Genomic DNA, 24,236 nt, shown 5'->3' with positions numbered 1-24,236 from the left:
ATTTCCTGCGAGTCGATATACATCCTCACCTGCCGGATCCGGACGAAATTCAATGGTTACTGCCTGATCCTGGAGTTGGGCAATGGATGCGAGATTTGCACTGGATCCCGTTAATGAGACGAGAATGCCTTTAGGGCAAAAGTCATGGATCTCGCATTGGAATAGCCCAGCCCAGCTATTTTTAAGAGTTGCGGGTTGCAATACCCAGAACCGTTTGTATTGGCGTCTTTCAGCAGATCGATTCATATAAGTAATCGGTACCAGACAGTATGTTGCTCTCGGGTAAATTAACGTTTTTTTTGCTCGCAGTCACTAATATCTTGGCCTGTCTCGTTGAGCTTGATTTTGTTATGTGGATTTGTCTGTGACTCTTACCCGGGCACTTCCACTCGCCAATCGGATGTTGAGGGATTCTTCAATGCGAATTTGATCGCTGTCATGAACAATAACGCCATGCTCGTTTAGCACAATACTGTAACCGCGTTGGAGCACTGCTTCCGGGTTGAGGTGAGACAGGTGGCTGACAAGACGAGCGGTATTCTGTCGGGTATGGGTGAGATGCTGGTGCATGGCCCGTATCAGTCCGGCAGCCTGGGTAGCCAGTATAGCCTGCCAGGTGGAGAAGTTGGGGCGCGCCTGCTGCAGTCGCCGGGCGAGTGCGCGATGGTGCCAGTTGCGCCGTTCCTGTGCAGTTGCCATCGCCTGATGCAGGCGCTGGTTGAGATTGCCAAGGGCAGCTTGGCGTGCTTCCAGTCTACGGCCCGGATGAATGAGTCGACGTGCCAGGTAGTCGAGGTGTTGGCTGAGGGTATCAAGCTGATGCCGTGCCTGACGCAGCAGTCTGGTCTGGTGAAGCACCAGTTTGTGGATCAGGTCGGTGCGATTTGGGCTGACCAGTTCTGCCGCCGCCGTGGGAGTTGGGGCGCGCAGGTCGGCAGCGAAATCGGCGATAGTGAAGTCGGTTTCGTGGCCGATACCGCACACGATGGGAATCGGGCTTGAGACTATTGTACGCGCTACCATTTCTTCGTTAAACGGCCAAAGGTCCTCAATACTGCCACCACCCCGGCACAAAATCACTACATCACATTCGGCTCTTCGATATGCGCTTTGCAATGCGGCCACGATCTGCGGTGCCGCATCCGCTCCCTGAACGGGTGTGGGATATAGCACTATCGGCAAACCCGGCATGCGGCGTTTGAGGGTGGTGAGCACGTCACGCAATGCTGCCGCCTGGAGCGAGGTGACAATGCCAATGCACTGTGGAAAGCGGGGCAGACTGCGTTTGCGGGCTGACTCAAACAGGCCTTCCCGCTCCAATTTTCCCTTGAGTTGTTCGAATGCTTCGAACAGCGCACCCAGTCCGGCGCGGCGCAGCGTATCCACCTGTAGCTGAAATTCGCCGCGCGCTTCATATAGCGTTGGCGTAGCGCGTACTTCCACCTGCATCCCATTTTCCGGCCGCCAGTCAATAAATTGATTGCGCCCTCGAAACATGACGCAGCGTACCTGGGCGCTGGCGTCTTTGAGCGAAAAATACCAATGCCCCGAGGTCGCCCGCGTGAGGTTGGAAATTTCGCCCGCGACCCAGGTTAGCGGAAGCGTTTGTTCCAGCATTTCGCGTGCCAGGCGATTGAGTGCGCTGACACTAAGCGGTGGAGTGAGAGGAGATAACAGGGGGGTGATCATGTTTTTGTCAAGAAGTTCTTCCACAGTCACAGGAATTTAACATGGGCTTTGAGCATAGTGGGTTGATGCAATAGGTGTTTTTTGTAACTTTATGTTTTTAAAAGAAAATTATTAGATTAAAAATACAGCGACGGATAAAAATTCTTTATCCGCTGGTTACTTAGGGGCGTGCCGAACAGGTTACCCACAAAGTTATCCACAGGTTTTGTGGGCAACTTGAAAAAATGCTTACGAGCTGGCATGTTAGCCTTCTCTTTGCAGTTGCATTATGAGCAATATGCGCTAAGCAGCGCAAATTGGAAATGGCAATATCGATAGTTCAGTAACGACCCTTGCCCAAACTGGCTTGCCGAGCTAAAGTGACGCACGTTTTCGATTCCGGGAGTTCATGCGTGTTAGCCATAATTGAAGCAGCGGGTTGGCCGATCTGGCCGCTGATTTTAGCCTCGGTGCTGACGCTTGCCATCATCATTGAGCGTTTCATTTCTTTGCGCCATAAAGAAGTTGCACCCCGTGGCCTGCTTGAAGGTGTCATCCAGGAATACCGCAAGCAAGGTGTGACTGCGGAAATGCTGGATCGTTTGTCCATGGGTTCACACCTGGCGCGCATTTTTGGCGCGGGTTTACGCAATGCCAAAGCGCCGCGCGAGGTCATGAAAGAGTCCATCGAGGAAGCCGGACGCGCAGCAGCTCACGATCTTGAACGTTTTCTCACCGCACTGGGCACGATTGCCTCGATTGCGCCTTTGCTGGGACTGCTCGGCACGGTGATCGGCATGGTGGAAATATTCGGTGCGCAAACGCCATCAGGTGGAAACCCGGCGGTACTGGCACATGGTATTTCAATTGCGCTATACAACACTGCATTTGGCTTGATCGTGGCCATCCCCAGCATGATTTTCTATCGTTTTTTTCGCACCCGCGTAGAAGCCCTGGTGGTTGAGATGGAACAGCAGGCCATCAAGCTGGTGGAAATGGTGCATGGTGAGCGGGCATGAATTTCCAGCGCGGACAACATCGGGATGAACCGGAAATCAATTTGATTCCGATGATCGATGTGTTGCTGGTGATTCTGATTTTTCTGATGGTGACCACCACCTACGCAAAATTCTCGGAACTGCAAATCAATCTTCCCCAGGCAGCCGGTGAGCCAGCCAAGGAAAAACCGGCTCAAATCAATGTGGCTGTCGATGCCGCAGGAAATTACCAGATCAATAATGCCACAGTGAATTTCGCCAATGTGGCGAGTTTATCCGACGCCCTTAAAAAAGCGGCAAGCGGTACGACTGCTCCGGTGATTGTTATAAATGCCGACGCCAAAGCCAACTATCAGTCAGTGATCAACGTGATGGAAGCCGCGCGTGAAGCGGGCTTGGTGCGCGTCACCTTTGCTACCGAACGGGGCCAAGTCCGTTAATTTTCCTGGCTGGCTACCGCCAGCCGATGTTTCCCGATTCCCGATGAATCATCCCGCAGCCAATTCCTGGTCCGACCCCTTTGGCAGCAACCGCCTTGGCCTGTGGCTGGCCGATCGGCGCGACCGCAAGGCAGGATTGTTGCACCGCGTTGCTGCCCGGTGGGGCTGGTTAAAGCCAATGGGTGAACGCGGCAAAGTGGTGTGGATCATCGCCGGGGCGGAACGCGACAGCGTGCGCTTGGCAGTCGAACTGCTGCGCGCCATCCGGGCGCGGCGGCTGGATATTCGCCTGGTACTGACTTACGAGCATGAATACCCGGAACTGCTGGCGTTACTGGATGATTGCGACAAGACGGGATGGGGGTATGCGCCGTGCGATCATCCCAAGGCAATCGCGCGGGTACTCGAGCGCTTCGAGCCGTATGGCGTGGTGTTGGTAGATACCCGGCAGCGGCCGAATTTGCTGGCGGCGCTGGCGGGTCGGGCACATTTGCTGGCGGTGAATGTTCCCGGTCAAATCGATTTCGCTTGCGAGCGTGTCTATGCGAGCAATGAATCCGCTACCGCGATCCACCAGGCCCCCGTCGCTGACATGCATGCAATCCTGACCGAGGCACAGGTCGATCCCAATTTCAAATCGCTGGTTAATGGCAATGCTGAACGCCACTTATGGTGGCTGCATGGCGCCAGCCCCGGCGCTGCGGATGAACTGGCGCAGGCGCTCTTCGCGCACGCGCCGCAGGATATCCTGTTTGTCAGCGGTGAACGTCCGCACGCGGCTGTGATCGCGATGAGCAGATGGAACCGTGAACCGCCTGCGGGCGGCAGCGTGCTATGGGTGGATGACAACAAGTGGTTGCCGGGGATTGCGGCAGCGGTGACGGCGGCTCATCTGGCGCGGTTTGATGCGGCAGTGTTGTGGCAGGCCATGGCGGGCGGTGCGGCATTGTCGCGTTCGCCCGGCATGACTTTGCCCAAAGCTGCGCTGGCAGAAGCCGTGCCGGAGATGGCGGATATCGCCGCGTTATGGTTCAGCTACCGGGATGCGCCGATTGCCGCTCGCAATCAAGCCGACACTGCGCGGCGTCTGTTCTGGCAGGAGCGGCGGCTGGCGGAATCGGTGAGCCGCGAACTGGTGGAACGGGTATTTGAATGGTGAGTACCTGGATCACGCGGCAGTGGCAGGGCACTACACTCTGGCATGCATTGTTGATTCCGTTGAGCTGGGTATTTGGTCTGGCGGCTGCTCTGCGCAGGCGGTTATATCGGCGCGGCATGCTGCGCACGCTGAAGTTGCCGGTGCCCGTCATCGTGATCGGCAATATCAACGCCGGGGGCACCGGCAAAACTCCGCTGGTCGCCTGGCTGGCGCAGGAATTGGCAGCACGTGGCTGGCATCCTGGTGTGATCAGTCGCGGCTATGGAGGCAGTACCCACATTCCGCAGCAGGTCGGCATACACAGCGATGCGGCGCACGTGGGCGATGAACCCGTGTTGCTGGCGAAGTTGCTCAAATGTCCTGTATGGGTGGGGCGTGACCGTCATGCCGCAGGACGCGCCTTGCTGCTTGCCCATCCTCAAGTGAATGTGCTGATTTCCGACGACGGCTTGCAGCATTACCGTCTGGCGCGCGATATGGAAATCGCCGTGGTGGACGGGGCGCGCGGATTTGGCAATGGCCGCTTGCTGCCGGTGGGCCCGCTGCGCGAACCAGTGGCCAGGTTGGATGCCGTGGATGCCATTGTAGTGAACCAGCCCGAGACGGCGCAGCTGAATTTGCCTGCGCTGTTACCCGTTTATTCGATGCACATGGAAGGCACGAGTTTTGTAAACCTCGCGGATCCTTCGCGTAGTGTGAGTGCTGCAGAATTGGCCGGGCAGGAAATTCATGCCGTAGCCGGCATCGGCCATCCGCAGCGCTTTTTTGACCAGATTGCTGGCTTGGGCATCAGCGCCCAGTGTCATATTTTCCCGGACCATCATGTCTACCGGGCCGCCGATCTGGCTTACCCTGGCCAGATACTGATGACCAGTAAAGATGCGGTAAAATGTAGCGCATTCGCGCATCAAAACATGTGGGCGCTACCGGTACAGGCGTCCATACAACCCGACCTGATCGGACTCGTGCTCACCAAACTAGGAAAACGCCATGGATAGCAAACTGCTGGATATTCTTGTCTGCCCGCTGTGCAAGGGTCCACTGGTCTATAAAAAAAACGAACAGGAACTGATCTGCAAACCCGACCGCCTGGCTTTCCCAATTCGTGACGATATTCCGGTGATGCTGGAGGGCGAAGCGCGCAGGCTGGCAGAAACCGAAGAAGTCTGATGTCCGATTTTATCGCCGTCATCCCGGCACGTTACGCTTCCACGCGCTTGCCTGCCAAGCCGCTGGCTGATATCGCCGGCAAACCGATGGTGGTGCGTGTGGCGGAACGCGCAGCGCAGAGCGGCGCCAGTGCGGTATGGGTGGCGGCAGACGATGAGCGCATCATCACAGCGGTTAAGGAACACGGCTATCAGGCTTTGCTGACCGCGAGCCATCATACGTCCGGCACGGATCGCCTGGCGGAAGTGACGGACATGCTGTCCCTGGATGATGACACCATCGTCGTCAACGTACAGGGTGATGAGCCGTTGATTGATCCCGCTCTGATTCATGCCGTGGCGCGCGAGCTGCGATTGCACCCGGAGGCAGTGATGGCGACCGCCTGCCATGCCATTCATGATTACGCGACATTGACTAATCCCAACGTGGTCAAGCTGGTCATGGACGCTGAAGGCTACGCGCTGTATTTCAGCCGTGCGCCGATTCCCTGGCCGCGCGATGCTTTTGCGGCGGGACAAAGCTTGCCGGACGGTCTGCCGGTGTTTCGCCATATCGGACTGTATGCCTATCGGGCAGGTTTTCTTCGACAATACGCCGGGCTCACGCCGGCACCCATCGAACGTTTTGAATCGCTGGAGCAGCTGCGCGTGCTGTGGCACGGCCATAAAATCAGTGTGGCCGTGAGCGAGTTGCCTGCGCAGCCCGGCGTAGATACCGCTGAAGATCTCGCAATGGTGCGCCAGCTATGGGTTTGAAACTGGTTTTATGTTTGAATAAAAAAAATTGACTGTTCAAATCGGCCCTAAATCCAATACCCTCTTGGGCTGTCATAGCAAATAAATCATGGAGTGAGAGAAGAGATGAGACTGATCCTGTTGGGCGGCCCCGGTGCGGGCAAAGGTACACAAGCCAATTACATCAAGGAACGCTACGGCATCCCGCAGATTTCCACGGGCGACATGTTGCGCGCCGCGATTGCCGCCGGCACCGAGATGGGCAAAGCTGCCAAAGCCGTGATGGATGCCGGCCAGCTGGTTTCAGACGATATCATCATCGGTCTGGTGAAAGATCGTATCAAACAGGCTGATTGCGCCAAGGGTTTTCTGTTTGACGGGTTTCCGCGCACCATCCCGCAGGCTGAAGCAATGAAGGCCGCTGGGGTACCGATAGATTACGTGGTCGAAATCGATGTGCCGGATGAAGAAATCGTCAAGCGCATGTCGGGCCGCCGCGTCCATCCGGCTTCGGGGCGCACTTATCATGTGGTATTCAATCCGCCCAAAGTCGCCGGCAAGGATGATGCCACCGGCGAAGACCTGATCCAGCGCGACGATGACACCGAAGAAACCGTTAAAAAACGCCTCGATGTGTATCACGCACAGACCGAGCCACTGGTGGCCTACTATTCAAAATGGGCGGCAAGTGGTGCGGCGGGGGCGCCGAAATACGTGAAGGTGACAGGTACCGGCAAAGTGGAAGGGATTCGCGATTCCATTTTCCAGGCATTGGGTTAAACCTTCATGGGAAACACTATCGCGGATTTCAGCGATACCGAACGCAGCATTGTGGAGAGTGCGGTCAAGGAACGCTACGGGCACGATGTGCCAGTGGATGTCGCTGACACCGAACTGCGCATGTATCCGGAAGACCGCGAACTGACCACCTGCCCATGCCTGTTCTGGAAACAGCGTGATTGCAGTTTCGTGATCGCCAAGGTGGGCGAAGGACGCTTCCGCAGCATGTTTTTTTACCGGGTGCATCAAATGTTCGGCACCGGGCGCGAGGAATACGATGACCTCGGCGATTGTGTGCTGGTATTGCTGAGAGTGCAGGCCGACCACGAAAAAGAACAGGCCGGAGTGACTTCAGGAAAAACCGGTAAAGACATCAGTTAAAACCATACGCCAGCAGAGCAATCCGCTGGCGTTTTTTATTTAGCATGGAGAAAACATAAATGGCGAAAAAAAATGCCTTCTACGCACAATCCGGCGGCGTCACCGCAGTTATCAATGCATCGGCTTGCGGGGTGATTCAAACCGCACGCAAGCACAAGGACAAGATCGGCAAGGTCTATGCAGGCCGCAACGGCATTATCGGAGCGTTGACCGAAGACCTGATCGATACCAGCAAGGAAACCGATGCGGCCATTGCCGCGTTGCGCTCCACCCCTTCTGGTGCGTTCGGTTCATGCCGTTTCAAGCTGAAAAGCCTGGAAGCCAACAAGCGCGAATACGAACGCCTGATCGAAGTGTTCAAGGCGCATAACATCGGTTATTTTTTCTACAATGGCGGCGGAGATTCCGCCGACACCTGCTTCAAGGTCTCGCAATTGTCAGAAGCCATGGGCTACCCGATCCAGGCCATCCACGTGCCCAAGACCGTGGACAACGACCTGCCTATTACCGACTGCTGCCCCGGATTCGGCTCGGTAGCCAAGTACATTGCCGTGTCTACGCTGGAAGCTTCGTATGACGTGCGTTCCATGGCCAAGACGTCGACCAAGGTATTCGTGATCGAGGTGATGGGCCGCCACGCCGGCTGGATTGCGGCAGCGGGCGGCTTGGTGGCTGAGCAGGGTATCCCGGTGGTCATCCTGTTCCCGGAAATCGAATTCGATCAGAAAAAATTTCTCGCTGCGGTGAAGAAAAAAGTCGAGGAGTTCGGCTATTGCACGATTGTGGTGTCCGAGGGTTGCCACTATCCAGATGGCAAGTTCCTTGCCGAACAAGGAACCCGCGATGCTTTCGGTCATGCCCAACTGGGTGGCGCTGCACCGGTAGTGGCCAATATGATCAAGGAAGCGCACGGTTACAAGTTCCACTGGGCGGTGGCGGATTACCTGCAACGTTCGGCGCGGCACATCGCCTCCAAGACTGATGTGAAACAGGCTTACGAGTTGGGTAAAAAGGCCGTTGAGCTGGCCATCAAGGGGCACAATTCGGTGATGCCGACGGTGGATCGCATCTCCGATTCGCCCTACAAATACAAGATCGGCATGGCACCCTTGTCCAAGGTCGCCAACGTCGAGAAATTCATGCCGCGCGACTTCATCAGCAAGGATGGCTATGGCATTACCGAAAAATGCCGTCGTTACCTGGCGCCGCTGATTCAGGGCGAGGACTATCCAAAATATGAAAACGGCTTGCCGCAATATGTGACATTGAAGAATGTGGCAGTGGCGAAAAAATTGAAGCCGTTTTCAATTTGATGCGCGCACAACTCTAAACCAAAAAAATCCACGATGACCCTAGACCGCGCGCGCCAGTTGCTTGCTGTCCAAGCCGATTTTGGCGGCTTTTATAACGGCAATTCCGCCAAGCTTATCCTCTCGGAAGTGCAGCGCGAGCATGGTCAGGAGGCGGTCGACCAATTAATACAGGAGTTGAATCTCACCGATATTTTCGGCTTTGAGCCGGGTATGCGTTTTGAGGGTGGTCTTGCCATCGGCAAGCCGTACTGAAAAAAATAAAAAGTCGCAGGGCAATGAGCCGGCCGGAACAGGCTCCGATTTGCACAAGTAGTCCAAGGAGGGATGAAGTATGTCGGATGGTCTAGTATTGGCGCTCGCTTGCGCTGTTTTTGCCATAATCTATGGCTTGGTTTCCATTAAATGGGTGCTGGCCAAACCCACCGGGAACGAGCGCATGCGGGAAATTGCGGCGGCGATTCAGGAAGGTGCACAAGCCTATCTCAATCGTCAGTACCGCACCATAGGCATGGTGGGTGTGGTGTTGTTCGTGCTCATTTTTATCTTCCTCGGAAAACTCACCGCGGCTGGTTTCGCGCTGGGCGCGATACTTTCCGCCGCGGCAGGCTACATCGGCATGAATATCTCGGTGCGCGCCAACGTGCGTACCGCCGAGGCCGCGCGTGAAGGACTGAATCCGGCATTGAAAGTGGCATTCCGTAGCGGGGCGATTACCGGCATGCTGGTTGTGGGTCTGGGTTTGTTGGGTGTGGCGGGTTTTTATGCTTTACTGACGGCGATTACACCGGCTGGTGAGGTGGTCAACATTTCGCCGCTGATCGGTCTGGGTTTTGGCGGCTCGCTGATTTCCATTTTTGCGCGGCTGGGTGGCGGCATTTTCACCAAAGGTGCGGATGTGGGCGCTGATCTGGTCGGCAAGGTGGAAGCAGGTATTCCCGAAGATGACCCGCGCAACCCGGCGGTCATCGCTGACAACGTGGGCGACAACGTGGGCGACTGCGCCGGGATGGCAGCCGACCTGTTCGAGACCTACGCCGTGACCATCATTGCCACCATGTTGCTGGGTGGCTTGATGCTGCATACCGCGGGAACCGGCGCGATGATTTATCCGCTGGTATTGGGCGGCGTATCCATCGTCGCCTCAGTGATCGGCACGTTTTTCGTCAATGCACGGGAAGGCGGAAAAATCATGAACGCCCTCTATCGCGGCCTGATCGTGTCGGGTGTGCTGGCGGCCGTGGCGTTCTACCCGGTCACGCAATGGCTGATGGCCGATAATGGCAGCTACAGCGTGATGAGTCTGTATCTGTGCGGCCTGGTCGGGCTCGGGTTGACGGCGGCGATGGTGCTGATTACCGAGTACTACACTGCTACTGAATATGCGCCGGTACGCCATATCGCTCAGGCTTCCACAACGGGTCACGGTACCAACGTGATCGCCGGGCTGGGCGTGTCGATGCGCTCTACCGCTGCACCCGTCCTGGCCGTGTGCGTGGCCATTCTCGTATCCTATCAACTGGCGGGTTTATATGGGATCGCCATTGCGGCTACCGGCATGCTGTCCATGACCGGCATCATCGTGGCGCTGGATGCTTATGGCCCTGTTACTGATAATGCAGGCGGTATCGCGGAAATGGCTGATTTGCCTGACAGCGTGCGCGCGATCACCGATCCGCTGGATGCCGTGGGCAACACCACCAAAGCGGTTACCAAAGGCTATGCAATTGGTTCAGCCGGTCTGGCAGCGCTGGTGCTGTTTGCCGACTACACTCATACCTTGCAACACGCCGGCAAACTGGTGGACTTTTCCTTGTCTGACCCCGCAGTGATTATCGGCTTGTTCATAGGCGGCATGGTGCCGTACCTGTTCGGCGCCATGGGTATGGAGGCGGTGGGTCGTGCAGCCGGCAGTGTAGTGGTGGAAGTGCGGCGCCAGTTCAAGGAAATCCCCGGCATCATGGCGGGTACCGCCAAGCCGGATTATTCCAGAGCTGTGGATATGCTCACCCGTGCCGCGATCAAGGAAATGATGATCCCATCGCTGCTGCCGGTGCTGGTGCCTATCGTGGTGGCGCTGGGCATGACGGCATTGATGGGCCCGGGTGCCGGCACCAAGGCGCTGGGCGGTGTGCTGATGGGCTCCATCGTCACCGGTATATTCGTAGCCATTTCGATGACCACCGGCGGCGGCGCCTGGGATAATGCCAAGAAATATATCGAAGAAGGTAATTTTGGCGGCAAGGGATCAGAAGCCCACAAGGCCGCGGTGACCGGTGATACCGTGGGTGACCCTTACAAGGACACGGCAGGGCCGGCCATCAACCCGCTGATCAAGATCATCAACATTGTTGCGTTGCTGATTGTGCCGCTGCTGCATTAACAACGCCCGGGTGTTGATTGTGCTGCGGCAGTAAGTCTATTGACTCGGCACGATGAAGATTGAACTTAGGGCATATATTTCAGTCCCACCCGCATGGATAAAGAAGACGCAAGATTTCAAACATTGGAGCAACTGCACGAACGGCGTAAGCAGGTCGTGCGATTGCATCGCAAAGGAATGGGTGTGATGCGTATTGTCGAGTTGAGTGGTCTCTCCTACCCGACCGTGCGTAGCGCGATTGACCGCTACGCACAGGGCGGATCGGAAACGCTCAAGCCCACACCACGCGGCAGACAAGCTGGCGAAGGTCGCCGCCTGACTGATGAACAAGAGCGCCGGGTTCGGCAAATCATCTGCGACAAGCGACCGGAGCAACTGAAGATGGAATTTGCGCTATGGAACCGGGCAGCCGTCATGCAGCTGATTGAGCGCGAATGCGCAATCACGTTGTCGGTGCGCGGTGTTGGCAACTACCTCAGACGCTGGGGGTTTACCCCGCAAAAGCCGATCAAGAAAGCCTATGAGCAACGGCCCGAGGCCGTGCAGGAGTGGCTAGACCAGCAATACCCAGAGATAGAGAAACGCGCCAAGTCCGAAGGGGCCGAGATACACTGGGGCGACGAGACAGCGGTCGTGAACACCGATGTGCGTGGCCGGTGTTACGCACCGGCGGGTAAAACACCGGTGACCTTTGCAGTGGGCGGCACGCGCCAGAAACTGTCGATGATCGCCACCGTTACCAATCAGGGCAAGACGCGCTGGATGATCATTGATGAGGCGTTCAACTCGGACAGGCTGATCGAGTTTTTGGCAGCGCTGGTCCAGGACGCAGCGAAGAAAGTGTTCCTGATTCTGGATAACCTGCGGGTGCATCACAGCAAGCCAGTCAAGCAATGGGTGGAGACGCATAAAGACCAGATCGAGTTGTTTTACCTGCCCAGCTACAGCCCGGAATTGAACCCGGAAGAGCGGCTTAACGCTGACTTGAAACAGGCTATTTATTCGAAGGTTCCGATGCGTACTAAAGCCAGGCTGAAAGCCGCGACAACCGAGCACATGCAGACACTGGAGAATTCACCTGAACGCGTCAAAAAATATTTCCAGGATGCGCGCGTGAAATATGCAGCATGAAAACTTCAAACTTCAACTGGCCGGATCAATAAGCATAATGAAACCAAGAAGGCCAGATGCGAGCTATATGGGGTAATTAAAGCGTAATATTTGGCCAAAAAAGGCTCACTTGGTAACCAAGTGAGCCTTTTTTACAAGTAAAGGTAACGTATTCGGGGGGAATATACATAACGATAACAATGATGAAACGAATTGCGTATCACGGTGCTTTGAATCAACCTCGCTTTAATAGACACTTTCGCTACTGCCAGTCGGGGTAGTCTGTTCCCATTCCAGCCGTTCGCATTTCCCATAAAAGGAAAACTCCGGCTCGCTCATAGAGGGAGATCCACACCTTCCAGCGAAAACATCCAAGTTGCGGTCTTCGTTTACTATAATGCAGAACAATATATTTACTTGGGAAACAGAATCATGGATGACGCATCCAGCCATACCATTTTGACTGAGCAGGAGGCTGCTGCTTTACTACAACCTTACACGCCCAATAAATCCGCTGTGGATTGGCTCGCACATGATCGTCAGCGCGACCCCGTGATTCCGTTCATATTGTTAGGTAAAACCCCATATTACCGCGAACGTGATTTGATCTTCTTCATTACCCGGATGCTGGATTCGAAAGTGCGGTTTGTTCGCATCAATCACCTTCTCTACCTCGACCATCGAAATGTGTCCGAACGACGCAGGACGAGTGAACGCAGAAAAAGGGAAGCAATTCACTTGCGGCAAGGGATAGAACGTCGTCGCTGGACGGATCTGGATCGCCGGCTGGGCGGAGGTATGAATCGGCGGTCTCACCCCGCAATGATCTAGCAGAAGCGCTTAACACAGCGTGTGAATCTGGGTGTTACAGCACTGTTACATGGCCCGGAACTGGGGACAGCAAGCAAGAATCACCTACAAATAATCTTGGCAGCAACCCACGAATTTCGGAAAATCGAGGGCTCTAAATTCCCGTAGAAGGACTTAAAAAAGGCCTGTAGGCGATTTGTGATTTCCTCTTTGCATTAAGAGGAAATAAATCAACGTGCAGGTGGCTTTGATGCACGATAAGGAGCAGGCCAGGACTTTTGGGATGCTTCAGGTCACAGAGAATGTCGAGTTTGTTGACCATTGATGGTCCGACCTTAAGCTGTCGTTTCCGCCACACACTGAATCGTACCGGCTTCACTAGACACTTTTGAGCTGCTCGAAATACTGACGTTCGTAAATCTACCGGTGATGGCCCATTATTGAAACTATGCCGGCGTTTTGGGTTGTAAACATCTCGATGTAATGGAAAACATCCTGCCGGGCTTCCTCCCAATCAGCATAGGTCTTGCGCTTGAACAATTGAAAGAAGCTCTCTGCTACCGCATTGTTGTGACAGTTACTGCGCCGAATCATCACCTGGCTACAACGATTTACTGGTGCTGCCTAACGGGTCATAACAGTCTGCGCATCAGCCCAGTCTAATCCATTTCCCCACACAACACCCTGGAATGGTCCCGGCCATCGCCTTCCCCAAAACCAACTTATCCAAGTTTGGCAAAAAAGCGGCATGGATGGACTGGTAAATCCAGGAAACCGAAGTGCTGTATTCCGTCAGTGAAGGGGTAGGCCTGCATGTTAAATCCAGTCCTGACAGCTCTGGACGTGAAAAAGGCCGTAAACCTTGCATTTATTTTGGTTTACGGCCTTTGTCGGACTTCTTTGGAATTGCTGATGGTGCCGATGACCGGAATCGAACTGGTGACCTTCGCATTACGAATGCGCTGCTCTACCAACTGAGCTACATCGGCACAAGGCGTGGATTATAGAGAATGGCCGGGTATACGGCAATCTTGTTTGGAGGGAAATCCTTCAGAATCGATTCCATGGTTGAACTATATAGGCAAGACGGGGGATAATCGCGCCTTTCGCCCATAGATAAATCCATGACGCTATCCGAACACGATTTGCGCGACCATTTTTCCGAGACGTGGCTGGCCCGCGGGCGCGAACTGGTCTGGCGGGAACGCGTGCTGGACATGGAGTGCAGTGAGGACAAGCGTTACATGTCAGCGCGTGTGCAAGGTTCGCGCACGCAGCCTTATCCGGTGACTATCCGTGTGAATCACAGCCCGAAAGGCTGGTATCCGGTAGGACACTGCGGATGCCCGGTAGGGTACAACTGCAAACACGTCGCGGCAGTGCTGATTGCGGCATTGGGAGAGGGGGGGCAATCGGTGGAAGGCGTCCCGCCAGGTTTGGACAACTGGTTGCAGCGACTCGGGATGGCGGCACAGGCTGCCAGTCCGGAGGGGCAATTTTCTCCGGAAGTGCAGGATCGTTTGCTGTATGTGATTGAGCCATTGGTTGATGGGCGTCTGGTGGTGCGTCTGATGAAGGCGCGCTTGCTGCAGAAGGGCGGCTATGGCTCGGCTAAGCCATGGTCGGGCTTCAAGTCTTTATACAACCCCAATCCGCCGCAATTTGTTTCGCCAGTCGACTGGGATGCGGTTGAATTGCTGCGTACGCTGGAACGTGGAATGGATATCGATCCGAGTTTTTATCTGAGCGGTCATCGCGGTGCCCTCGCGTTACGCCAGTTGCTATCGACCGGGCGCGCATTCTGGCAATCTGCAGAAACGTCGCCGCTGCGCTATCAGGGTGTACGTCCGGCCACAGTGGTTTGGGTAGATGCAACGGATGGTGACCAGCGTTTGACGTTGCAGCCGCAACCTCCAGCCCAGGTACTGGCGCTGGCGCCTCCTTGGTGGCTGGATACAGCCACTTACGAATGTGGCGAACTGGAATCCGGGCTGGTTGATGCGGTCGCCGAAACCATTGCCAGCGCGCCCTCTGTGCCCGTGCAGGCAATGGAAGCCGTCGCCCAGCGTCTGGCGCAGATTCCTGCTGCCTTGCCGGCGCCGGCGCGTTTGCAGACCCGCCATATCGACAGTGTGATCCCGACACCGGTACTCAGGCTCACCAGTCAGCAAATGGATGGGCCGCCTCTTGTGCATTATGGATGGCAGCGCCCAGGACAGACGGTACATGTGGATCTGGCGCGACTGGAGTTCGATTACCAGGGGACTCGCGTCAATATTCATACTGCAGGCGACAGTGTGAATCGCCGTGTAGGCGAAGAGTTGCTCGCCATGCAGCGGCATCAGGCGACTGAGCGCGCTGCACTGCAACGGCTCGAGGCTTTGGATTTCTTTCCTGCCAAGCGTCTTGATTTGCCGGGTGCGAGCAAGCTTGGCGATGCGTTTACTTTAGAAGACGAAGATAGCTGGGCGGATTTCGCCATGCAGCACTTGCCGGAACTGGTTGAGGCTGGCTGGCGCATTGAGAGTACACCGGAATTCCGTTGGGATATTGCCGAGGCGGAAGATGAATGGGATGCCGATCTGGAAGAAACTTCCGGTACCGACTGGTTTGGCCTGGAGCTGGGCATCACTGTGGCGGGCGAGCGCATCAGTCTGCTGCCGATTCTGGCCGGGCTGGTCCGCGATTTAAGCGACGAGGCACATGCAGCGCTGCTGCGGGGTGAGGCGCCGGTAACCGGGCATTATCTGGCGGCGTTGCCCTCCGGCAAAAAAATTGCCTTGCCTGCCGAGCGCGTGCGCGGCCTGCTGTCGGTGCTGGTGGAGCTGTTTGATGGGGATGCGCTGGATGGCGCCGGGCGCCTGGAGATGAACGCGGTACACGCCGCGCGTCTGGCCGATATCGATTCGGCAGCGCGGCTCCGCTGGCTCAGTGGTGACAAGTTGCTGGAGCTGGGTCGCAAGCTCCGTGAATTTTCCGGTGTAATGCCGGTGGCGCCGCCCGTCGGCTTGCATGCCGAGTTGCGTCCTTATCAACAGGACGGACTCAATTGGCTGCAATTCCTGCGCGAATATCAACTGGGCGGCGTGCTTGGCGATGACATGGGGTTGGGTAAAACCCTGCAAGCCTTGGCCCACGTTCTGGCTGAAAAAGAAGCGGGCCGGGCGGATCGTCCCAGCCTGGTCGTTGCGCCCACCAGTCTGATGTTCAACTGGCGTCGCGAGGCGAACCGATTTACCCCGGGTTTGCGCGTGCTGGTCTTGCATGGGCCGGATCGAGCGGCGCATTTTGACAATATCAACGATTATGATTTGGTGCTGACCACGTACGCCCTGTTACCGCGCGATAGTGCCGCATTGGCCGAATGCCAGTTTCACTTGCTGATACTGGATGAAGCGCATTTCATCAAAAATCCTAAAGCCCAGGCCACCCAGGTGGTGCACAAGCTGGTGGCACGCCATCGCCTGGCGCTTACCGGCACGCCGATGGAAAACCATCTGGGCGAACTGTGGTCGTTGTTTCACTTTCTGGTACCGGGATTATTGGGCAGCGAGGCGCAGTTCAAGCGTGTATTCCGTAACCCGATCGAAAAATATCACGACACCCTGTGCCGCGATGCTTTGGCGCGACGGGTTGCGCCATTTTTGCTGCGTCGCACAAAAGCCGAAGTGGCGCAGGACCTGCCCGCCAAGACCGACATTCCGCGTACCTGCGAGCTCAGCGGTGCCCAGCGGGATCTGTATGAAACCATACGCGCGACCATGCAGGACAAAGTACGCAACGCGATAGCCGAGCAGGGCTTCAAAAAGAGCCAGATCGTGATACTCGATGCGTTGCTGAAACTGCGTCAGGTATGTTGCGACCCACGTCTGCTGGCGATTCCCGCGGCGCGCAAGGTGAAGGAGTCCGCCAAGCTGGAATTGCTCATGGCGTTGTTGCCGGAGATGCTTGCGGAAGGCCGTCGCATTCTGCTGTTTTCTCAATTCACCAGCATGTTGACCCTGATCGAGCAGGAGCTGGATGAACGCGAAATCGATTTCGTCAAACTGACCGGGCAAACGCGTGACCGCGAGACGCCGGTGAATCGCTTTCAGGCGGGTGAAGTGCCGCTGTTCCTGATCAGTCTCAAGGCGGGCGGCACAGGCCTCAATCTGACTACTGCCGATACCGTGATTCACTATGATCCGTGGTGGAACCCGGCGGTGGAAGACCAGGCTACCGGTCGCGCACATCGTATCGGGCAGCTCAATCCGGTGTTTGTGTACAAGCTTTATACCGAGGGCACGGTGGAGGAGAAGATTCTTGCGCTGCAGGAGCGTAAGCGCAGCATGGTTGCGGGTGTTCTGGGAGATGGCGAGCACGCCGCCACAACATTGACGGCGGAGGATTTGCGGGTGATGTTTGAGCCGTTAGGCTAGCTGCTCCTGGGCTTGAGCGGTAGCGCCAGGACGAATGCGCACGATAATGTCCACACCTTCTGTGATCACGCCCTCAGGTAATTGCGGTAGTCCGCAAATCGTGACGCCCTCTGCATCAATGTCGGTCAGCTCGCCGCTGGTTACATTGTAAAAATGATGATGCAATTGCGTATTGGGATCGTAGAAAACCTTGTTCGGATCCACGATTACTTCGCGGATCAGCTTCTTTTCCAGAAACAGATTGAGTGTGTTGTATACCGTGGCCTTGGAAGTTTCCGAATGGCGGTCGTTGACAATGGCCATGATCTGATCGGCAGACAAATGTTGCTGGCGTGAAAATAACGCGTAGGCAATCTCGATACGCTGATGGGTAGGATTGATGTCATGGCTGCGTAGTAATTCCGCCATGTTGTCGCGACTGTATTGTTGCATCTTCATGTCCATAGCTTCTGTTTGCCTTTTGTATCCAGCTTGCGAATATTGCAATATTAATCCAAAATCTGGACTCTGTCTAATTCAGAGTTTTGCCATAAATAGCGCTGAATTCAGGGCCTTTGCCGGTATAATATCGAACTGCAATTGCTGAAGCCCACTGCTGTTTATAGATTGATAAAGACCATGCTGACTATCCAACGGCTGACTACCCGTTCGCCGCAGTTTCAATCCGAACTTGACCGCCTGCTTGCCTTCGAAAGTGGTCAGGATGCAGCGATCGAACGTACGGTGGAAGATATCCTGATCCATGTGCGTCACGATGGCGATGCCGCCGTGCTTGAATACACCAAACGTTTCGACCGTCTGGATGTTGACACCATGGCGCAGCTGGAGTTGCCGATCGCAAGTTTGCACACTGCCCTCGACAAGCTGCCGCAAATTCAGCGCGATGCGCTGGAAGCCGCTGCCGCGCGTGTCAGGGCCTACCATGAGCATCAGGTGATGCAGTCGTGGACTTACACCGAAGCCGACGGTACCGTGCTGGGCCAGCAAGTGACCGCGCTGGATCGAGTCGGTCTGTATGTGCCGGGCGGCAAGGCTGCGTATCCGTCGTCGGTGCTGATGAATGCAATACCGGCCAAGGTGGCGGGTGTGGACGAACTCATCATGGTGGTGCCTACCCCTGACGGCGTGCAGAACGAACTGGTACTGGCGGCTGCCGCGGTGGCTGGGGTCACGCGTGTATTCACCATTGGCGGCGCGCAGGCGGTAGCCGCGTTGGCCTATGGCACCGCCACCATCCCGCAGGTGGATAAAATCGTCGGTCCCGGCAATGCCTACGTGGCTGCTGCCAAGCGTCGCGTGTTCGGAACTGTGGGCATAGACATGGTGGCCGGGCCATCTGAAATTCTGGTGATTTGCGATGGCAAGACCAATCCGGACTGGATTGCGATGGATTTGTTCTCGCAGGCGGAGCACGACGAGCTGGCGCAATCCATCCTGCTATGTCCCGATGCAGCCTTTATAGACGCCGTGACCGCCAGTATCCATAAGCTTCTGCCTGAAATGCCACGTCGCGAAGTCATTGAAGCCTCGCTCGGTGATCGCGGCATACTGATCGAGGTACGCGACCTGGATGAGGCCATCGCCATTGCCAACCACATTGCGCCCGAGCACCTGGAACTGTCGGTGGATCAGCCCGAAGTGTGGGCGGCCAGGATCAAACACGCCGGCGCGATTTTCATGGGGCGCACTACTTGCGAGGCGCTGGGCGATTATTGCGCCGGACCCAACCACGTATTGCCGACTTCGCGCACCGCGCGTTTTTCCAGCCCGCTGGGAGTATATGATTTCCAGAAGCGCACCAGCCTGATCCAGGTATCGGAGCAAGGCGCGCGGACGTTGGGGAAAATTGCGGCCACATTGGCCTATGGCGAGGGCTTGCAGGCGCACGCCCGTTCTGCTGAATATCGCATCATCACGGATTAATTTTATGAGTCGTTTCTGGAGCCAGGTGGTACATGGGCTGACCCCATATGTGCCTGGCGAGCAGCCCAAACTGGGCAATCTGGTCAAGCTGAATACCAACGAGAATCCTTATGGTCCAGGTTTGCGTGTGCTGGAGGCACTACGCGCAGAAGCCGCAGACAGTTTGCGTCTATACCCGGATCCGAACAGCGAGCGTCTCAGGCAGGCGATTGCCGAATATCATGACATCGAGCTGGCCAATATATTTGTTGGGAACGGCTCGGATGAAATATTGGCCCATGCGTTTCACGCATTGCTCAAGCATGATTTGCCCATTCTGTTTCCGGATATTACCTATAGTTTTTACCCAGTGTATTGTGGTCTGTACGGCATCGAATATATCGAAGTTCCGCTCACCGACAATTTTGAAATATGTGTGGATGATTACCTGCGACCGAATGGCGGCATTGTTTTCCCGAATCCGAACGCGCCCACCGGCCGTGCGTTGGCGCTGAGCGAGATTGAGCGACTGTTGCGGGCTAACCCTGATTCGGTGGTGGTGGTGGATGAAGCCTATGTGGATTTTGGTGCCGAGTCGTCCGTTAGTCTGGTCAAACGCTTCCCGCAGCTGCTGGTCACGCATACGCTGTCTAAATCGCGCTCGCTGGCAGGCTTGCGTGTCGGATACGCGGTGGGGAATGCCGAGTTGATCGAAGCGCTCGACCGGGTCAAGGATAGTTTCAATTCCTATCCATTGGGTCGACCCGCACAGGCGGGTGCAACGGCCGCCATGCAGGACCGAGCTTACTTCGAATCGACCTGCCGCAAGGTCATCGGTACGCGTGAAAAACTCGTTGCAAGTCTGCAATCACTCGGATTTGAAGTATTGCCTTCGGCAGCGAATTTTGTCCTGACCCGCCACCCGCAGTATGATGGCAAGGAATTGACAGCGAAATTGCGGGAACGCAGTATTATTGTGAGGCATTTCAGCAAGCCGGAACGCATTGCACCATTCATGCGGATTACTATAGGAACCGACGTGCAGTGTGCTGCGTTGGTGGATGCATTGGCAGATATTCTGCGCAAGCCCGTTTAAGAGCATTCAATAAAATAATCATGCGTACAGCCCAAGTAACCCGCAACACCCTGGAAACCCAGATCAGCGTGACGCTCAATCTGGATGGTAGTGGTAATGGCCGCTTCCAGACCGGCGTACCCTTTCTCGACCATATGCTTGATCAGATTGCCCGCCATGGTGTGATGGATATCGAAATTGACGCTGCCGGGGATCTTCACATCGATGCTCACCATACCGTGGAAGACATCGGCATTACCATGGGTCAGGCATTCGCCAAGGCAATTGGTGACAAGAAGGGTGTGCGTCGTTACGGCCATGCCTACGTGCCGCTGGACGAAGCGTTATCGCGCGTGGTGCTGGATTTGTCCGGGCGTCCCGGGCTGGAATATCACGTGAAATATACGCGTGCCGCCATTGGAGCCTTCGATGTGGACCTGATCCACGAATTCTTTCAAGGCTTCACCAATCATGCGGGCGTGACGCTGCACATCGATAACCTGCGCGGCGCCAATGCCCACCATCAGGCCGAAACCATTTTCAAGGCATTTGGCCGTGCCCTGCGCATGGCGGTGGAAGCCGACCCGCGCATGGGAGGGGTGATGCCTTCCACCAAAGGCAGTCTCTGACATGAATGTGGATATCGCCGTCATTGATTACGGGATGGGTAATCTACGTTCGGTGTCCAAGGCGCTGGAGCATGTGGCACCTGCTGCAAGTGTCGCAGTCACTACAGATCCTGATGTCATCCTGAATGCCGGACGCGTGGTATTCCCCGGCGTTGGTGCGATGGGCGACTGCATGCACGAGCTGCGCGAGCGTGGCTTGATCGAGGTGGTCAGGCAGGCTGCTGCCAGCAAGCCGTTCCTGGGAATTTGTCTGGGCATGCAGATGTTGTTCGAGCATAGCGAGGAAGGTGACGTCGCCGGTTTGGGTATATTGCCCGGGCGGGTATTGCGCTTCCCAAATGTAGCGATGCATGACAACGCGGGCAACCGGCTGAAAGTACCGCACATGGGCTGGAATGAAGTTCACCAGGCAGTGCCGCATCCGATGTGGGGCGGCATTGTTGATGGCGCGCGCTTTTATTTTGTGCATAGCTATTATGTGGAAGCAGGCAACCCGGATATGGTTTCAGCCTTTACCCTCTACCCGTTCCCGTTCACCAGCGCGGTGGCATCCAACAATATTTTTGCTGTGCAATTTCACCCGGAAAAAAGTCAGGCGGCCGGGCTTACGTTACTGGGTAATTTTGTGACCTGGGACGGCAATATTTCTGCCAATCAATGTGACACTTTCAATACCCACTGTTCTCTATAGGCATTCCAAGTACCAATACCATGTTGATTATCCCCGCGATTGACTTGAAAGACGGACACTGCGTGCGTCTCAAACAGGGCCTGATGGAAGAGGCCACTGTATTTTCCGAAGACCCTGCCGAAATGGCGCGCCACTGGCTTGCGCAAGGTGCGCGCCGCCTGCATCTGGTGGATTTGAATGGTGCATTTGCGGGCAAGCCGGTCAACGAAGGCGCGATTAAAGCCATCGTGGACGCGGTGGGTGAAGATGTGCCGGTACAACTCGGCGGTGGCATCCGTGATCTCGACACCATTGCGCGCTACCTGGATGACGGTATTCGTTACGTCATTATCGGCACGGCAGCGGTGAAAACCCCGGGTTTTCTGCATGATGCCTGCAATGCTTTCCCCGGCCATATCATCGTCGGGCTGGACGCCAAGGAAGGTAAAGTGGCGGTGGAAGGCTGGTCCAAAATGACTCATCACGACGTGATTGATCTGGCGCGAAAATTCCAGGACTACGGCGTGGAAGGGGTGATCTATACTGATATTGGTCGCGACGGTATGCTCTCCGGTGTCAACATCGAAGCGACGGTGAAGCTGGCGCAGGCGTTGACTATTCCGGTGATTGCCAGCGGCGGCATTACCAATCTGGACGACGTGCGTAATCTGTGCGCGGCAGAAAAGGAAGGCATCATGGGTGCGATTACGGGCCGTGCCATATATGAAGGTACGCTGGATTTCGCCGCTGCCCAGAAGCTTTCTGATGAGCTTTCAGAAGCATAATGGGGCTCGCCAAGCGCATTATTCCCTGTCTTGACGTGACAGCCGGTCGGGTAGTCAAGGGTGTCAATTTCGTAGGCCTGCGCGACGCCGGTGATCCGGTTGAAATCGCCCGCCGCTATGATCGTGAAGGTGCGGACGAGCTTACTTTCCTCGACATTACCGCCAGTTCTGACCAGCGCGACCTGATTTTGCACATCATCGAAGCCGTTGCTGCCGAGGTATTCATTCCGCTTACCGTGGGGGGCGGCGTACGCGAGGTCAACGACGTGCGTCGTCTGCTGAATGCGGGTGCCGATAAAGTCAGTATTAATACCACCGCCGTGACCAACCCGCAGGTGGTGGCTGACGCAGCGGCTCGCTTCGGATCACAATGTATCGTGGTGGCGATAGATGCCAAGGCCAGCAGCGATGGTAAATGGGAGGTCTACACCCATGGCGGGCGGCGCGCCACAGGCCTGGATGCTGTGGAATGGGCGCAAAAAATGCAGCAAATGGGGGCAGGCGAAATCCTCCTGACCAGCATGGATCGCGATGGTACCAAGAGCGGCTTCAACTTGCCGCTGACGCGCGCGGTATCGGATGCGCTAACGATCCCGGTGATTGCTAGCGGCGGCGTGGGGAACTTGCAAGATCTGGCCGACGGCGTGATACAAGGTCATGCCGATGCAGTACTGGCGGCGAGTATTTTCCACTTTGGCGAATACACCGTGCATGAAGCCAAGCTTCACATGATGCAAAACGGGATCGAGGTAAGATTGTGAGCGTATCGGACAACTGGTTAAGCAAAGTGAACTGGACTGAGGATGGTCTGGTGCCTGCGATCGCCCAGGACGCCGGCAGTGGTGACGTGTTGATGATGGCGTGGATGAACCGAGAGGCGCTGAAACGTACTGTAGAGACCAACGAGGCGGTATATTGGTCTCGTTCGCGCAAGAAATTATGGCACAAGGGCGAAGAATCCGGCCACGTGCAAAAGGTGAAGGAAATCCGCCTGGATTGCGATGAGGATGTGATTTTGCTCAAGGTTGAACAAGTGGGCGGCATTGCCTGTCACACAGGACGGCATGACTGTTTTTTTAAGAAGTATGAAAATGGTCAGTGGGTGACTACCGAACCTGTACTGAAGGATCCTGCGGAGATTTATCACAAGTGAGCGACATTCTCGAACGTCTCGGCGCTACCCTGGAAGCCCGCAAATCGAGTGCTGCCGGCTCGTCATATGTCGCCAGTCTGTATGCCAAGGGCCTGGATGCCATGCTGAAAAAAGTTGCCGAGGAGGCCGCCGAGACCATCATGGCGGCCAAGGATGGCGACCCGAAAAAAATCGTATATGAAACGGCTGATTTATGGTTTCATACCTTGATTCTACTGGCCAGCCAGGGTCTTGGCCCTCAGGACGTTCTTGATGAACTGGCACGCCGTGAGGGCGTATCCGGACACACGGAGAAGGCAGCACGGAGTAAATAATGACGGACTGCATTTTCTGTAAAATTGTGGCGGGCGAATTGCCCAGCAAAAAAGCCTTCGAAAATGATGAGTTGCTGGTATTCCACGATATTCACCCGGCGGCACCAGTGCACCTGTTGATTATCCCCAAGGTGCATATTGCCTCGCTGGTGGAATGCGAGACGCAGCATGAGGGCTTGCTTGGCCGTATGTTACTTCTGGCGCCTGAGTTGGCACGCAAACATGGGCTGAATGACGGATTTCGTACTACGATCAACACAGGACGTGGTGGTGGGCAGGAAGTATTTCATCTGCACGTACACGTATTCGGCGGTGGTAAGATGCCGCACTTAATTTAACCAAGGAGA

General features: G+C 55.7%; 25 protein-coding genes, 1 tRNA gene and 1 pseudogene. 23 read left to right on the top strand and 4 right to left on the bottom strand.

Annotated elements, in window-relative coordinates; translation table 11 throughout:
* Positions 1–348: 348 nt before the first annotated feature.
* Positions 349–1,689: an exodeoxyribonuclease VII large subunit gene (xseA, locus tag EI185_RS16790; protein ID WP_124706306.1), complete on the bottom strand. Its 1,341-nt coding sequence runs from the start codon at positions 1,687–1,689 to the stop codon at positions 349–351.
* Between the two features lie 392 nt (positions 1,690–2,081).
* Between xseA and EI185_RS16785 the strand changes: the two genes are divergently transcribed.
* The 13 genes from EI185_RS16785 to EI185_RS16725 all read left to right on the top strand — a co-directional run bounded on the left by EI185_RS16785 (position 2,082) and on the right by EI185_RS16725 (position 12,964).
* Positions 2,082–2,687 (top strand): MotA/TolQ/ExbB proton channel family protein, encoded by a 606-nt coding sequence (locus EI185_RS16785; protein WP_124706305.1) that lies wholly within the window; start codon positions 2,082–2,084, stop codon positions 2,685–2,687.
* Positions 2,684–3,106, top strand: a complete 423-nt coding sequence (locus tag EI185_RS16780; RefSeq protein ID WP_124706304.1) for an ExbD/TolR family protein — start codon at positions 2,684–2,686, stop codon at positions 3,104–3,106. Before EI185_RS16785 ends, EI185_RS16780 begins: the two co-directional genes overlap by 4 nt.
* Before the next feature lie 43 nt (positions 3,107–3,149).
* Entirely contained in the window at positions 3,150–4,265 is a 1,116-nt protein-coding gene (locus EI185_RS16775) for a glycosyltransferase N-terminal domain-containing protein (protein WP_124706303.1), read from the top strand.
* Positions 4,259–5,263: a tetraacyldisaccharide 4'-kinase gene (gene lpxK, locus EI185_RS16770; protein ID WP_124706302.1), complete on the top strand. Its 1,005-nt coding sequence runs from the start codon at positions 4,259–4,261 to the stop codon at positions 5,261–5,263. The genes EI185_RS16775 and lpxK overlap by 7 nt, the downstream gene beginning before the upstream one ends.
* Positions 5,256–5,435 carry a Trm112 family protein gene (locus EI185_RS16765; RefSeq protein ID WP_124706301.1) on the top strand — a complete coding sequence of 60 codons (180 nt, stop codon included), beginning with the start codon at positions 5,256–5,258 and terminating at the stop codon, positions 5,433–5,435. The genes lpxK and EI185_RS16765 overlap by 8 nt, the downstream gene beginning before the upstream one ends.
* Complete coding sequence (gene kdsB, locus EI185_RS16760) at positions 5,435–6,190, top strand: 3-deoxy-manno-octulosonate cytidylyltransferase (RefSeq protein WP_124706300.1); 756 nt, start codon at positions 5,435–5,437, stop codon at positions 6,188–6,190. The genes EI185_RS16765 and kdsB overlap by 1 nt, the downstream gene beginning before the upstream one ends.
* Positions 6,191–6,295: 105 nt before the next feature.
* On the top strand, positions 6,296–6,949 hold the full coding sequence (gene adk, locus EI185_RS16755) for an adenylate kinase (RefSeq protein ID WP_124706299.1): 654 nt from the start codon (positions 6,296–6,298) through the stop codon (positions 6,947–6,949).
* Between the two features lie 6 nt (positions 6,950–6,955).
* Entirely contained in the window at positions 6,956–7,330 is a 375-nt protein-coding gene (locus EI185_RS16750; protein WP_124706298.1) for a hypothetical protein, read from the top strand.
* Positions 7,331–7,389: 59 nt separating this feature from the next.
* Positions 7,390–8,643: a 6-phosphofructokinase gene (locus EI185_RS16745; protein WP_124706297.1), complete on the top strand. Its 1,254-nt coding sequence runs from the start codon at positions 7,390–7,392 to the stop codon at positions 8,641–8,643.
* A gap of 33 nt (positions 8,644–8,676) precedes the next feature.
* Positions 8,677–8,895, top strand: coding sequence for a hypothetical protein (locus EI185_RS16740; RefSeq protein ID WP_124706296.1), 219 nt, complete (start codon positions 8,677–8,679; stop codon positions 8,893–8,895).
* A 79-nt stretch (positions 8,896–8,974) separates the two neighbouring features.
* Positions 8,975–11,023: a sodium-translocating pyrophosphatase gene (locus tag EI185_RS16735; RefSeq protein ID WP_124706295.1), complete on the top strand. Its 2,049-nt coding sequence runs from the start codon at positions 8,975–8,977 to the stop codon at positions 11,021–11,023.
* A 93-nt stretch (positions 11,024–11,116) separates the two neighbouring features.
* Positions 11,117–12,154, top strand: coding sequence for an IS630 family transposase (locus EI185_RS16730; RefSeq protein ID WP_124706294.1), 1,038 nt, complete (start codon positions 11,117–11,119; stop codon positions 12,152–12,154).
* A gap of 411 nt (positions 12,155–12,565) precedes the next feature.
* Positions 12,566–12,964 (top strand): hypothetical protein, encoded by a 399-nt coding sequence (locus EI185_RS16725; RefSeq protein WP_124706293.1) that lies wholly within the window; start codon positions 12,566–12,568, stop codon positions 12,962–12,964.
* Positions 12,965–13,321: 357 nt separating this feature from the next.
* Here EI185_RS16725 and EI185_RS16720 read toward each other — a convergent pair.
* Positions 13,322–13,537, bottom strand: a pseudogene (locus EI185_RS16720) (IS3 family transposase); the annotation flags it as partial.
* A 319-nt stretch (positions 13,538–13,856) separates the two neighbouring features.
* Positions 13,857–13,932, bottom strand: a tRNA-Thr gene (locus EI185_RS16715).
* A 135-nt stretch (positions 13,933–14,067) separates the two neighbouring features.
* On the opposite strand from EI185_RS16715, the gene EI185_RS16710 reads away from it, so the two are divergent.
* Positions 14,068–17,361, top strand: a complete 3,294-nt coding sequence (locus EI185_RS16710) for a DEAD/DEAH box helicase (protein ID WP_124706292.1) — start codon at positions 14,068–14,070, stop codon at positions 17,359–17,361.
* Here EI185_RS16710 and EI185_RS16705 read toward each other — a convergent pair.
* On the bottom strand, positions 17,353–17,799 hold the full coding sequence (locus EI185_RS16705) for a Fur family transcriptional regulator (protein ID WP_124706291.1): 447 nt from the start codon (positions 17,797–17,799) through the stop codon (positions 17,353–17,355). The two genes, EI185_RS16710 and EI185_RS16705, sit on opposite strands and share 9 nt — an antisense overlap.
* A gap of 180 nt (positions 17,800–17,979) precedes the next feature.
* On the opposite strand from EI185_RS16705, the gene hisD reads away from it, so the two are divergent.
* Genes hisD through EI185_RS16660 form a run of 9 tightly spaced genes read left to right on the top strand, consistent with a single transcriptional unit; the run spans position 17,980 to position 24,227 of the window.
* Positions 17,980–19,284, top strand: coding sequence for a histidinol dehydrogenase (hisD, locus tag EI185_RS16700; protein ID WP_124706290.1), 1,305 nt, complete (start codon positions 17,980–17,982; stop codon positions 19,282–19,284).
* A gap of 4 nt (positions 19,285–19,288) precedes the next feature.
* On the top strand, positions 19,289–20,359 hold the full coding sequence (gene hisC / locus EI185_RS16695; protein ID WP_124706289.1) for a histidinol-phosphate transaminase: 1,071 nt from the start codon (positions 19,289–19,291) through the stop codon (positions 20,357–20,359).
* A gap of 20 nt (positions 20,360–20,379) precedes the next feature.
* A complete protein-coding gene (gene hisB, locus EI185_RS16690; RefSeq protein ID WP_124706288.1) occupies positions 20,380–20,967 on the top strand; it encodes an imidazoleglycerol-phosphate dehydratase HisB in 588 nt (195 codons plus the stop codon).
* A gap of 1 nt (position 20,968) precedes the next feature.
* Complete coding sequence (gene hisH / locus EI185_RS16685; RefSeq protein WP_124706287.1) at positions 20,969–21,658, top strand: imidazole glycerol phosphate synthase subunit HisH; 690 nt, start codon at positions 20,969–20,971, stop codon at positions 21,656–21,658.
* A 20-nt stretch (positions 21,659–21,678) separates the two neighbouring features.
* Positions 21,679–22,422 (top strand): 1-(5-phosphoribosyl)-5-[(5-phosphoribosylamino)methylideneamino]imidazole-4-carboxamide isomerase, encoded by a 744-nt coding sequence (hisA, locus tag EI185_RS16680; RefSeq protein ID WP_124706286.1) that lies wholly within the window; start codon positions 21,679–21,681, stop codon positions 22,420–22,422.
* Positions 22,422–23,183 carry an imidazole glycerol phosphate synthase subunit HisF gene (hisF, locus tag EI185_RS16675; protein ID WP_124706285.1) on the top strand — a complete coding sequence of 254 codons (762 nt, stop codon included), beginning with the start codon at positions 22,422–22,424 and terminating at the stop codon, positions 23,181–23,183. The genes hisA and hisF overlap by 1 nt, the downstream gene beginning before the upstream one ends.
* Entirely contained in the window at positions 23,180–23,575 is a 396-nt protein-coding gene (hisI, locus tag EI185_RS16670) for a phosphoribosyl-AMP cyclohydrolase (RefSeq protein ID WP_124706284.1), read from the top strand. The genes hisF and hisI overlap by 4 nt, the downstream gene beginning before the upstream one ends.
* Positions 23,572–23,889 carry a phosphoribosyl-ATP diphosphatase gene (locus EI185_RS16665; protein ID WP_124706283.1) on the top strand — a complete coding sequence of 106 codons (318 nt, stop codon included), beginning with the start codon at positions 23,572–23,574 and terminating at the stop codon, positions 23,887–23,889. Before hisI ends, EI185_RS16665 begins: the two co-directional genes overlap by 4 nt.
* Complete coding sequence (locus EI185_RS16660; RefSeq protein ID WP_124706282.1) at positions 23,889–24,227, top strand: histidine triad nucleotide-binding protein; 339 nt, start codon at positions 23,889–23,891, stop codon at positions 24,225–24,227. The genes EI185_RS16665 and EI185_RS16660 overlap by 1 nt, the downstream gene beginning before the upstream one ends.
* The last annotated feature ends 9 nt before the right edge of the window (positions 24,228–24,236 follow it).

This window comes from Sulfuriferula multivorans (genome assembly GCF_003851125.1).
Taxonomy (GTDB): domain Bacteria; phylum Pseudomonadota; class Gammaproteobacteria; order Burkholderiales; family Sulfuriferulaceae; genus Sulfuriferula; species Sulfuriferula multivorans.
The sequence above is the reverse complement of the archived record's forward strand: the minus strand, read 5'-3'. Positions and strand labels throughout refer to the sequence as shown.